The organism is Arthrobacter sp. Ms25 (assembly GCF_059090365.1).
On record NZ_JBNHFP010000004.1, the window covers coordinates 443,863 to 455,216 of the forward strand.

General features: G+C 64.7%; 10 protein-coding genes. 6 read left to right on the forward strand and 4 right to left on the reverse strand.

The annotated features are described in order from the left end of the window. Positions 1-51: 51 nt before the first annotated feature. Genes AC5RT8_RS13600 through AC5RT8_RS13615 form a run of 4 tightly spaced genes read left to right on the forward strand, consistent with a single transcriptional unit; the run spans position 52 to position 5,703 of the window. Positions 52-2,328, forward strand: coding sequence for a glycosyltransferase family protein (locus tag AC5RT8_RS13600; protein WP_494096229.1), 2,277 nt, complete (start codon positions 52-54; stop codon positions 2,326-2,328). After that, positions 2,325-2,837, forward strand: a complete 513-nt coding sequence (locus tag AC5RT8_RS13605; RefSeq protein ID WP_494096230.1) for a GtrA family protein — start codon at positions 2,325-2,327, stop codon at positions 2,835-2,837. The genes AC5RT8_RS13600 and AC5RT8_RS13605 overlap by 4 nt, the downstream gene beginning before the upstream one ends. After that, a complete protein-coding gene (locus AC5RT8_RS13610; protein ID WP_494096231.1) occupies positions 2,834-3,691 on the forward strand; it encodes a glycosyltransferase family 2 protein in 858 nt (285 codons plus the stop codon). Before AC5RT8_RS13605 ends, AC5RT8_RS13610 begins: the two co-directional genes overlap by 4 nt. 44 nt (positions 3,692-3,735) lie before the next feature. After that, the gene (locus AC5RT8_RS13615; protein WP_494096232.1) at positions 3,736-5,703 is read left to right on the forward strand and encodes a DUF7657 domain-containing protein; all 1,968 of its coding nucleotides are present in this window, start codon (positions 3,736-3,738) and stop codon (positions 5,701-5,703) included. Between the two features lie 80 nt (positions 5,704-5,783). Here the strand turns inward: AC5RT8_RS13615 and rfbD are convergent, their stop codons facing one another. Both rfbD and rfbB read right to left on the reverse strand, forming a co-directional pair. Continuing rightward, positions 5,784-7,220, reverse strand: coding sequence for a dTDP-4-dehydrorhamnose reductase (gene rfbD / locus AC5RT8_RS13620; protein WP_494096233.1), 1,437 nt, complete (start codon positions 7,218-7,220; stop codon positions 5,784-5,786). Continuing rightward, positions 7,220-8,218, reverse strand: coding sequence for a dTDP-glucose 4,6-dehydratase (gene rfbB / locus AC5RT8_RS13625; protein ID WP_494096234.1), 999 nt, complete (start codon positions 8,216-8,218; stop codon positions 7,220-7,222). Before rfbB ends, rfbD begins: the two co-directional genes overlap by 1 nt. A gap of 56 nt (positions 8,219-8,274) precedes the next feature. Here rfbB and rfbA point away from each other — a divergent pair, with 56 nt between their 5' ends. Then, entirely contained in the window at positions 8,275-9,144 is an 870-nt protein-coding gene (rfbA, locus tag AC5RT8_RS13630; RefSeq protein WP_494096235.1) for a glucose-1-phosphate thymidylyltransferase RfbA, read from the forward strand. An 84-nt stretch (positions 9,145-9,228) separates the two neighbouring features. Here the strand turns inward: rfbA and AC5RT8_RS13635 are convergent, their stop codons facing one another. Both AC5RT8_RS13635 and AC5RT8_RS13640 read right to left on the reverse strand, forming a co-directional pair. Then, positions 9,229-9,645, reverse strand: coding sequence for a DUF2304 domain-containing protein (locus tag AC5RT8_RS13635; RefSeq protein ID WP_494096236.1), 417 nt, complete (start codon positions 9,643-9,645; stop codon positions 9,229-9,231). A 2-nt stretch (positions 9,646-9,647) separates the two neighbouring features. After that, entirely contained in the window at positions 9,648-10,382 is a 735-nt protein-coding gene (locus AC5RT8_RS13640) for a glycosyltransferase family 2 protein (protein WP_494096237.1), read from the reverse strand. 378 nt (positions 10,383-10,760) lie between these two features. On the opposite strand from AC5RT8_RS13640, the gene AC5RT8_RS13645 reads away from it, so the two are divergent. After that, positions 10,761-11,270, forward strand: coding sequence for a GtrA family protein (locus tag AC5RT8_RS13645; protein WP_494096238.1), 510 nt, complete (start codon positions 10,761-10,763; stop codon positions 11,268-11,270). The last annotated feature ends 84 nt before the right edge of the window (positions 11,271-11,354 follow it).

The window sequence follows — 11,354 nt, forward strand, 5'->3', positions numbered from 1 at the left end:
CCTGAGGGCTGCCTCTGAAAGGGCACGTATGCGTAGAACGGACCGCAATTTATGACGACAGTGAGCCAAGGGCGCCAGAGCGGCATGCTCGCCGATCCCGGCGAGGGGCAGGCGCAGGAGGTCCGGCCGCAGGAACGGGGCAGGGAAACACTGCTGTGGGGCTTCATTACCGTCGCCGCCACGTTCATCGGCTCCCTCATCCCGCTGATCCGCACGCCCCGTTTCTACTTCTACGATGACACGCAGGCCGGCGCCTACGGCATTTGGGTGGAGATCGGCGAAAGCCTGCGCCGGGGCGAGTGGTGGCTGTTCAGCGATGAGGCCTGGGCAGCCGGCAATTATGCCGCCGAGGGCCAGTGGGGTCTCTGGAACCCACTGATCATGCTCATCGGCCTGATGTCCACCGTGATTACGGACGGCGTGCTCTTCTCGACCATCCTGAAAATCACGCTGATGCTGGTCCTTGCGCTGGGTACGTTCCAGCTCGCCCGCAGCTACCGCGCAACGCCGCCGTGGGCTGCCGTGGCCGGCGTCGCGGTCACGCTGACCGGCTTCACTACGTACTTCGACGGATCCTCCTGGGTCACCGGCCTGATGGTCTTCGCATTGCTGCCCTGGGCCTGGTGGGGACTGCGCCGGCTGATCACCCAGAGCCGGAATCCTGCGCCCGCCCTGGTCTTCTCCTATCTGCTGATTACCGTGGGCTACGTCCACGGAACCATCATGCTTGTGGTCGTCTTCCTGGCCCTGCTGATCGAAGTCTTTGTCCGCCGCACTCCGGCACGGGCCATCCCGCTCCTCGTCTCCGGCGTCATCCTGGGCCTGGTTGCCCTCACCGTCTACCTGCCGGGCGTCCTCACCGCCGGCGTCACTGCCCGCGCTTCCGAGATCGGAAACAGCGGTTTCCTGGGAACGGACCTGACGGGCCTGGCAAGTTCCGCCGTCGGCAGCGCCCTGCCCCAGGTCAGTGGCTGGTGGGGTGCCTTCGCGCCCGTCCCCGTCCTTTATATCGCCTGGTTCCTGCCGCTGCTGGGCCTTATCAGCGGACGCCGCATCCGGGGCTCCTGGCCGTCCCTGGCCGGACTGGTCACGGTCGGTGTCATTTCCCTCATGCTCACACTGGCGCCGAGCGACCTTGGACCGCTGCGTTTCCCCATCCGCCTCGTGCCGTATGTTTCCCTCACGGCCCTGGTCCTGCTGGCTGTCCTGCTTTCACGTTTCAGGGTCCGCACGCTGACGACGGGACGTATCGCGGCCGTTTCCGTTCTTTACGCCGCGGGACTCTACCTGGCGTGGAGCCAGAACCCGAACACCGGGAGGATCCACGTCGTCCTGGGCGCCGTGGCATTGGTCGGTCTGATCTGCGCGGTCGCGGTGCTGTACGCCCCGCAGAAACAGATCAGGATCTGGGGTGTCCGTGCGGCCGCCCTGGGCATCATTCTCGTATCGCTGGTTACGGCGGTAGGGCAGAAGCATTACTTCCCTGCTTCGCCCCTGCCCGACTTCCAGTTCCCGGATTCCCCCGAAGACTATGCCGAACCCCTTTCCGAGGCCGAAGGCATGACCTTCGTCGTGGGCCAGCCGGATCGGCTCGGACCGGCAATCTGGGACGAAACCCTTGCTTCCAACGCGTGGTACCTGAGCGATAAGCCGACGCATAATCTCTACAGTCCCATCATGTTCGCCGAGTATTCCGAAGACCTCTGCATGACCAGCCACGGCTCAACCTGCCAGAATGCCGCAGACAGCCTCTTCACCGTGGATGAGGAAACCGGTGAGCTCCTGGTGGATCTGCTCTCCATCGATACCGTCCAGATCCTGCGGGATCCGGCGGACACCTCGGGGGAGGCGCTGCGGGCGCGGGTGGTTCCCCAGGGCTGGCATGAAGTGGAGCGCACCGGGGACTTCGTGACCTGGGTTCGTGATGAGCCGCTGGAAAACAACGGCGAAGCTGTGTGGGCAACGCCCGGAACCCGGGTGAGCACGGTGTCGGACTCCAGCCAGGAGCTGGTCCTGCACGTTGATGAAGTGCCCAACGGCGGCGCGGAGGTTGTCATGAGCAGGCTCGCCTGGCCCGGGTACAGTGCGGAGGGGGCGCAGATTGCGGACCCGCTGCGCGGTTACCTGCTGACCGTGGATGTGCCTGCCGGCAGCGAAGGACAGGACATCCGCATCACTTTCGAACCTCCTGCCTGGCCGGTCCTCGTGGTACTGATCTATACCGCCATGGGACTGGGCGTGCTCTGGTCGGTGCTGCACCTGGTGCAGTCGGTCCGTGGTAGGAACCGCTCTGCGGGCCGTAATGAAACCGCGCAGGCGGCGTCGTGACGGGCGAGCAGCAGACACCGTTCCCGGAGGAACCGCGCGGCGTTTTCTCCGGCCCTCCCGGACCGTTGATGCGGCTGCTGAAGACCGAAAAGGTGGCCTTCCTGATTGTGGGCGGCGCCAACACGGTTTTCAGCACGTTGCTCTTCATTGCCCTCGACCTGCTGTTCGGCAGTGAAGTCCCGTCATTCGTAGTACTGGGGACCGCGTGGCTGATCTCCCTGGTGGCCGTGTTCTTCGTCTACCGGAAGCTCGTTTTCCGGGTCTCCGGCCATGTGCTGACGGACCTGGGCCGGTTCGCCCTGGTGAACCTTACGGCGCTGCTGGTGAACATGGTGCTGTTGTTTGTCGCCTCGGACATGCTGGGCGCACCTCGCATCCCGGCCCAGATCGTCATCACCTGTGCCACGGTCTTCATCAACTACTTCGGGCATAAATACTTCTCGTTCAGACGCAAACCACCCCGGGAACCCGTGCAGGGCGCCGGGTCCCAGAAAGAGGACGAAGCATGAGTCCCCGCGTTTCCATAGTCATTCCGGCCTACAACAACGCTGCCTATCTGGCGGCAACACTGGAGTCCGTGACGGCGCAGACCTACCCGGACTTCGAAGTTGTCATAGCCGACCACAGCTCCATTGACGGCACGGGTGCCGTTATTGACTCCTTCGCCGATGACCCGCGGATCAGGGTCCTCAGCCCGACGCCGCACGGCGGCGGTGCCAAAGCCAACTGGAACCGGGTGAGTGAACACGCCCGGGGGGAGTGGATCAAGCTGGTCTGCGGGGACGACCTTATCGCACCCGAGGCGCTGGAGATCCAGATGGCAGCTGCCGAGGCACACCCCAGCGCGGTGATGGTGGCCAGTAAACGCGCAATCGTCGACGCCCACGGCGCGCCCGTTATGGCCTCGCGCGGGCTGGCCGGGCTGGACGGCCTGGTCAGCGGGCGGGACGCCGTCCGTGCGACGGTCCGCAGCGGAACCAACATCTTCGGCGAGCCGGCGGCGGTCCTGCTCAAGCGGGACATCCTGTCCGAGGGGTGGTGGGATGACACCTTCCCTTACATGATTGACGAGACTGCCTATGTGCGGGTTCTGCGCTCCGGGGACCTGGTAGCGGTTCCCCAGACGCTGGCAAGTTTCAGGATCAGCGCCAGCCAGTGGAGTGTCCGGCTTGCCAAGGCGCAGGCGGAACAGGCCGCGGGCCTGCATCAGGCGATCCTTGCCGCCCACCCCGAGGCCGTAGCGCAGGCGGACGTGCGCCGGGGCAATGCCCTCGCACTGGCCAACGCCTACGGCCGCCGGCTTGTCTACCTGGGGCTGCGGCGCCGGATGGGCAAGGAAAACGTCGTAGCCAGCACCACTTAGTCAGACAGCGGGCAGCGACTGCCCGCGGAATGGTTCCATTACCCATGTTGAAGACAACACGCGCCGCCGACCGGGCCGGCGCTGTGCTGCAGCCTGTCCTCCAGTGGCTCCGAACGGGTGACAATGCCCTACGGGCCGCCGTCGTGGCCGCCTACGCCGTGATGGTCCTGATGGGGGCCACGACGTCCTCCATCGGGATGGGGCATCTGCGGCAGGATCCGGAGAATCCGCTCGGCACACAGTTCGGCCTCTCCAGCGGGATCCGCTCGGATGAGTACAACGCCTATTCGCCGATCGCCCTGTCAGTGATGGCCACCGGCGCCGCCCCCACGCTGAGCGGCATGGGTGCACGGGCCGACCTGGTCCACCGCTTTACCTCCGGCGGATTCTTCGAGTCCTTCGTATTCTTCGACTCCGGACTCCTCAAGCTCGCGCAGTTCCTGCCCGACGCGAACGTTTTTGCGGCCCATTGGTGGCTGCCGGTCCTGCTTCTGCTGCTGATGATGCCGAAATGGTTTGAACAGGTGGGCGGCTCCCGGCGGCTCGGATGGCTGGCTGCCGGATTGATCGCCCTTTCGCCCTGCGTCGCATGGTGGTCGATGATGCCGGTGGCCCTGATCGCTTATACCCTTACCGGGTCAAGCCTGATGATTACCGCCTACCACCGCTTCAACCGCGGCCAGCGCCTGACGGCTGCCGTTGCCGGGCTGGTCGGCGGAATACTCATCGCCGGCATGCCTTCCTTCTACACTCCGTGGTCGCTGGTGCTCGGGCTGCCCGTGCTGGCGGCGTCCACCCTGTGGATACTGACCCGCGCCGGCTCCTGGTGGACCCGTATCCGCCCGGTCCTGCTGACCGGACTCACGGCAGCCGTCTTCGGAATCGGGCTTCTGCTGGAAAACTCCGAGGGACTTAACGCCCTGTTCAGCACGGTGTATCCCGGTGCCCGGCGTTCGTCCGCCGAAGCGCAGCCTTTTGGCCTGCTGTTCGGGGCTCCGGCGCTGTCGCCGCTTCAGAACGGTTCCGTGCCCATAGCTGCCAACGCCAGCGAGCTCTCCACGTCCTTCACGGTGGCGTTCGTCTGGATTGCCGTATTGCTGGCGGGCAGCAGGGTCATCCCGTCGCTGCGCCGGGGCATAGCCGCGTGGACTGTCCTCGCGTTCGGACTGGTCTGGCTGGGCTGGTGCCTGGTGGATCTGGGCAACCTGGGCGAGAAGATCCCCCTGCTCAACCTGGTGCCTTCGGTGCGCTCGGCCCAAGTGGTCGGTGTCCTTGGTGTCATCGCGGCGTGCCTTCTGCTGCCGATGCTGGACAGCAGGCGCTGGAAAACCGCCGTCGTTGCGGCGCTGGCCTCCGGTGCCGTCACCGTGTATGCCGCTTCCCAGGTGCAGGCAGAGTACCTCCCGGATATGCGCTTCCTCGTGATTGCGGCAGCCGGTGCCGCCGTGGCACTCGTGGTTCTCCTGGTGACGCGGTACCCCGACCGGAGCTGGCCGGTGGCCCTGGCCGTGGTGCTTGCCGCACTTCCGGTGTACCGGGCCAACCCCCTGGTGATCGGGCTGGCTGACCTGCGGGCCTCGGAGACTGCGCGGATCCTCTACGAGGAGGGCGCTGAAGCGCGTTCCGAGGGCACTGTCTGGGCCTCGAACCTCGGGTCCTTCGATACCGTGGGCCTGGCCAACGGTGTTCCCATGTTGTCCGGACTGCAGCGCTCAGGCCCCGACATGGAAATGTGGCACCGCCTCGATCCGGACAACAAGTTCGAAGAGGCGTGGAACCGGGGCGGAGGGTATGTTCCGTTTAACTGGGCGCCCGGCGAGGAAACGGACATCAGCACCAACGGCTTCGATGTCACGTATGTCCACATCGACCCGTGTGTCCTGGCGGAGGCGATGCCGGAGCTGGGCCACATTGCCTCAACGTCGAAACTCGAGGTGGACTGCCTCCGGGCGGACCGGACCCTGCAATGGTCCGGCACCCCGGTGTACACGTACGAGGTGGTCCGGGACTGACCCGGGACCCCGCTCGACACAGGGATGCCCCCGCCGCAGCAGCGGCGGGGGCATCCCTGTTTTCCTGCCGGCAGTGCGGCTTAGCGGCCTTCGCCGCCGAGGTAGGCGGCCAGGGCATCGCCTGCCTGCCGCGGGATAAACCCGGTGGCCTTGATCTTGTCCAGGTCCAGGACACTGTTCCTCGGGCGGGGAGCCGCACCGGGCATGGAAGCGAAGTATTCCTCGGTGCTCACACCCGTTACCGCTGCGGGATCGGCGCCGGTGAGCCGGTACACCGTGGCGGCGACCTCGGCCCACGACCCTGGTTCGCCGTCGTTCGTGAGGTTGTAGACCCCGTACGGCGCACCGGTGTCCAGCAGGTGCCGGATGCCTGCGGCGATGTCGTCGGCAAACGTGAGGCGCCCGATCTGGTCGTTGACCACGGACGGCGCGACGCCCCTGGCGGCAAGCGAAGCCATGGTGCGGACAAAGTTGTTGCCTTGGCCGATCACCCAGCTGGTACGGATGATGTAGTGCCGGTCCGCGGTGGCGGCAGCGGCATCACCGGCAGCTTTGCTCTGGCCATAGACACCCAGGGGACACACCGGGGCATCCTCGCGGTAGCTATCCGAGGTGCCGTCGAAGACGTAATCCGTGGAGACATGCACCAGGGTGATGCGGTGTTCTGCCGCAACCCGCGCCAGGCGTAACACCGCGGATGCGTTGATGCTCCAGGCATCCCTGCGTCCGTCGGGCGTTTCGGCCTTGTCGACGGCGGTGTAGGCCGCGGCATTGATGATCACGTCGTAGTCCTGCCAGCGGACGGTGTCGTAGGCGGCGGGGTCGGCCAGATCGAAGTCGGTCCGGTCCGCGAATACGGCGTCGCCCCGGTCAGCGAAGCAGGACCGGAGCGCCGTGCCGAGCTGTCCGCCGGCGCCGAGAACGAGCACGCGCTTGGCAGGCATGGGAGTGACGTCGGGAAGGAACGGGTGGGCCTTGTCCTTGGCCGACGTCTCCGCGGAGTCCAGCGGGATCGGCCACGGAATGGCCGCCGACGGGTCGGCCAGGTTCAGGAAGGTGTACTTCTCCTGGGCGTCGGCACTCCAGTGGTCGTTGACGAGGTAGGTGTAGGCGGTCCCGTCTTCAAGGGTCTGGAAGGCGTTGCCCACCCCCCGGGGAATGAAGATCGCCTGCGAGGGGTCCAGGACATGGTGGAACGTCAGGCCGAACGTAGGGCCTTCGCGCAGATCGACCCAGGCGCCGAACACCCGTCCGGTTGCTACGGAAATGTACTTGTCCCAGGGCTCCGCGTGGATGCCGCGGGTGGTGCCGGCGGTCTCATTGAAGGAAATATTGTTCTGGACCGGGCCGAAGTCGGGGAGTCCCAGGGCTGCCATCTTGCTGCGCTGCCAGTTCTCCTTGAACCAGCCGCGGTTGTCCCCGTGCACCGGGAGGTCGAACAGGAGAACGCCGGGAATCGGCGTAGGGTGTGCGGCCAGCTCCTTGGCGAAGATGCCCGGCGTTTCGCCGGCCGGCATCACTGGCCCTGCTCCCGGTAGCGGCTCTCGGTTTCTTCCTTGCGCGGGCGCCACCAGGCCTCGTTGTCCATGTACCACTTGATGGTGTTGTCCAGGCCGGTCTCAAAGGAGGAAAAGCGCGGCTTCCACCCCAGTTCGGTGCGCAGCTTGCTGGAATCGATGGCGTACCGCAGATCGTGGCCCGGCCGGTCGGTCACATGCTCGAAATCGCCGCGGTCCCTTCCCATCCGTTCAAGGATCAGCTCAACGACTTCCTTGTTGGTTTTTTCACCGTCGGCGCCGATCAGGTAGGTTTCCCCGATCCGCCCCCGCTCAAGGATGGTAAGAACGGCGGAGGAGTGGTCATCGGCATGGATCCAGTCACGCACGTTCTCGCCGGCGCCGTACAGCTTCGGCCGGACCCCGTCGATCACGTTGGTGATCTGGCGCGGAATGAACTTCTCCACGTGCTGGTACGGGCCGTAGTTGTTGGAGCAGTTGCTGATGGTTGCCTGGAGGCCGAAGGACCGCACCCATGCCCGGACCAGCAAATCGGAACCGGCCTTCGTGGAGGAATACGGGCTGGACGGGTTGTACGGGGTGCTTTCGGTGAAGCGGGCGGGATCGTCAATGGGCAGATCGCCGTAAACCTCGTCCGTGGAAATATGGTGGAAACGCTTATTGAATTTCCGGGCGGCCTGAATCAGCGTGTACGTACCGATGATATTCGTGTCCAGGAACGGACGGGGATCATGCAGGGAATTGTCGTTGTGCGACTCCGCCGCGTAATGGACCACTGCATCCGAAGCCTCGGTAAGCTGCTCCACAAGGGGCTCATCGGTAATGTCGCCGTGGACGAATTCGAACCGGTCCGAGGGCAGCCCGGCCAGGGAATCAAGGTTTCCGGCGTAGGTAAGCTTGTCGATAACCGTTATATGAGCGTCTGTTTCGGCGAGTGCATAATGGACAAAATTTGATCCGATGAACCCGGCGCCGCCGGTGACAAGTATCCGCTTCATAGTCCCCAAGGTTACCGGATTTGCCCCCTGTCTCCGTCACCGGCGAAGATAGCCCTATGCGCGGAATCATACTTGCCGGCGGGACCGGATCCAGGCTTCACCCCATCACTCTCGGGATCAGTAAGCAGTTGGTGCCGGTCTACGACAAGCCGATGATCTACTACCCGTTGTCCACCCTGATCCTGGCCGGCATCCGCGACATCCTGATCATCACGACTCCGCACGACCATGAGCAGTTCCAGCGCCTGCTCGGCGACGGCTCCCAGTTCGGGGTCAACCTCACGTACGCCCGGCAGCCGGAACCGGATGGACTGGCGCAGGCCTTCATCATCGGTGCCGAGCACATCGGCGACGACAGCGTTGCCCTGGTGCTGGGTGACAACATTTTCTACGGCCAGGGGATGGGCACGCAGCTGCGGCGGTTCGCCGACGTCGACGGCGGGGCGATCTTCGGTTACTGGGTCTCGGATCCGCGCGCGTACGGCGTTGTCGAGTTTGATGCCGACGGCCGGGCCGTGTCCCTGGAAGAGAAACCGCTGCAGCCCAAGAGCAGCTACGCAGTCCCGGGGCTCTACTTTTACGGCAATGACGTTGTCGACATTGCCAAGGAGCTGAAGCCGTCTCCGCGCGGCGAACTGGAGATCACCGACATTAACCGGGTGTACCTTGACCAGCGGCGCCTGCACGTGGAGGTCCTGCCGCGGGGCACCGCGTGGCTGGATACCGGAACCTTCGATTCGCTCAATGACGCGTCGAACTTCGTCCGGACCGTCGAAAGCCGCCAGGGCTTGAAGATCGGAGCACCGGAGGAGACGGCCTGGCGAATGGGCTTCCTGTCCGACGACGGGCTCCGCGTCCGCGCCGAGAAGCTGGTCAAGAGCGGTTACGGGCAGTACCTGCTGAACCTCCTGGAAGTGGGCCGGTAGGCGCGATACAGGGGCACCGTACTGCGGTGCATATACAGGAAGGGCCGGATCGCTGATCCGGCCCTTCCTGTATATGCACCTGTGTCAGAGCTGGGTTCCCGGGGGAGGACCGGGCTGGGAGGTGCCGGTTCCGGTGTTCCGGGGGCCTTCCAGGGCCTGGACGTCGGACTGCAGCCGGCTAAGGGCGGTGTTCAGGATGGCGACTTCCTCGGCAAGGACGCGGGTCTCATCCTCAACGACGGACAGCTCCCACGACAGATGCAGGGCCACTCCCATCAACAGGACAATGCTCATGGCAAACAGGAGGTTGGAAGGAACCTCGACCCCGAGCCATCCGGCCACGAGGGCCAGCAACTGGGGCCAGCCGGCGAGGACCAGTGACCCGCCTCCCACCAGGAGCCACAGCACCGCGTACTTTTCACGCAGCTTTTTCCGCCGGAGCATTTCCAGCACCAGCACAAACATGACAAGGGAAAAAACAAACGCAGCGAAAACAGCCATGGCTATGCCTTATCTGAGGGAACCTGCGACTTGCGGCGGGTAAGCGCAAGGAACAGGGCAAATACGGAACGGAGCAGGTAAACGGCGGACTTTGCCGGGTTATGGCTGGGGACGCCGCCCTGGCGGATCCGCATGGTCACGGGAACCTGGGTCACGGAGCAGCCGGACCGGATAGCCACCACCAGCGAGTCGATGGTGTCGCCGAGGTACTCTGCCGGATAGTGGTCGATGTACTGGTTAATGGCGCGGACGTTACCCGCACGGAATCCGGAGGTCACGTCCGTGAGCTTCGTCTTGGCGAGCCGGGAAATGACAGCGGCGAGGAAGGACATGGCCCATTTGCGGGGCCCGGATACCTTGTAATCGCCCTCTTCGGCAAAACGTGCTCCGATGGAGATATCAGCGTGCTGCAGCCCCTGGACAACGCGTTCAATGTCGCGGGGATCGTGCTGGCCGTCGGAGTCCACCTGGATGACCGTCTGGTAGCCGTGGACCTTGGCATACTTGAAACCGGCCCGCATGGCGCCGCCGACTCCCAGGTTGAAGGGAAGCTTCAACACGGTGGCTCCCGCTTGCTCGGCCAGCTGTGCGGTGTTGTCGGATGAACCGTCGTCGACCACCAGGATGTCGTAACCCTTGTCCTGGGCGAGGACTTCCTTGACCGTTCCCCCCACGGTCTCGCCCTCGTTCCAGGCCGGCATGATCACGAGTACTCGGGGCGGTTCCGTCATGAACATGGAAGTGTCTCTGATTCCTTCTCTTGGTGGGCGGCTGCTGGGTCCTGCGGGTGCCCGGAGGATGATGCACGGCGTCCGAAGGACCAGTGCCGCTGCCGCAGCCAAAGCGGCAGCATAAGCAACAGCCAATGTTATCCACTCAACGGGCGGTTACCAAAGCCGGACCGTGGTGCCCGCAACACGTAGGGGCCGTTGCCGGGACCGGGAGCTGTGCCCCGGGGGAACGCAGACGGGGGTGTTTGCCGTTCGGCCCATATGGCCGCGGTGCTAAAATCGGATCCGGTCCTCAGGATTCGCCGCAGGAGTATTCGGCGTTCCCGTCCGTTGCCGACCGGTAGGTCCCGCCGTTAGTCCTTCGCCCAGGAGCTGAGTCCGTATATGTCCCAGAATGAGGATCTAGGGGTACGCCCGCCCGAGCAGGCCGGCTCCGGACAGCCCTCCCCGGAGCGTACGCCGGGGGGCGGGAAAGCCACTCCGGCTGCCCGGGTGCGGAGCATTGTTTTCGGTCCCGCGGGAAGGTACCTGCTTGTTGGCGGCGTGTCCTTTGCCCTGGACTTCTTCCTCCTCGTGTTCCTGCATGAGTACTTTGGCGTGGACCTCCTCCTGGCCACCCCGATTGCTTTCCTGGCCAGCCTGGCCGCCAATTACCTGCTGTCCCGGTTCTTCACGTTCGCCGGGACCGGAGCCCGGGGCACCAGCTTCGTGAAGTACGTGGCCCTGGTGGTCTTCAACACCGTTGCCGCCAGCCTGATTGTGTCCGGCTTCGAGGCCGTGGGCAGCAGCTACATGCTGGGCAAGGTGGCCTCGACGGCGCTCATGACCGTCTGGAACTTTTTCGCCTACAAACACTGGGTATTTGCGCAGAAGCAGGCTCCCCAAGACGCCTGAACCCGGACGAGAGCGTCAAAAGACCTCCCGGCCGCTGCGGACTTTGCCGCAGGGCCGGGAGGCCTTTTGAGTGGTCGGCAGGCA

Bases quoted from the DNA above. Each gene is read 5' to 3' on its own strand.
- AC5RT8_RS13600 (WP_494096229.1), top strand. From the start codon at position 52: ATGACGACAGTGAGCCAAGGGCGCCAGAGCGGCATGCTCGCCGATCCC.
- AC5RT8_RS13610 (WP_494096231.1), top strand. From the start codon at position 2,834: ATGAGTCCCCGCGTTTCCATAGTCATTCCGGCCTACAACAACGCTGCC.
- AC5RT8_RS13615 (WP_494096232.1), top strand. From the start codon at position 3,736: ATGTTGAAGACAACACGCGCCGCCGACCGGGCCGGCGCTGTGCTGCAG.
- rfbD (WP_494096233.1), bottom strand. From the start codon at position 7,220: ATGCCGGCCGGCGAAACGCCGGGCATCTTCGCCAAGGAGCTGGCCGCA.
- rfbB (WP_494096234.1), bottom strand. From the start codon at position 8,218: ATGAAGCGGATACTTGTCACCGGCGGCGCCGGGTTCATCGGATCAAAT.
- rfbA (WP_494096235.1), top strand. From the start codon at position 8,275: ATGCGCGGAATCATACTTGCCGGCGGGACCGGATCCAGGCTTCACCCC.
- AC5RT8_RS13635 (WP_494096236.1), bottom strand. From the start codon at position 9,645: ATGGCTGTTTTCGCTGCGTTTGTTTTTTCCCTTGTCATGTTTGTGCTG.
- AC5RT8_RS13640 (WP_494096237.1), bottom strand. From the start codon at position 10,382: ATGTTCATGACGGAACCGCCCCGAGTACTCGTGATCATGCCGGCCTGG.
- AC5RT8_RS13645 (WP_494096238.1), top strand. From the start codon at position 10,761: ATGTCCCAGAATGAGGATCTAGGGGTACGCCCGCCCGAGCAGGCCGGC.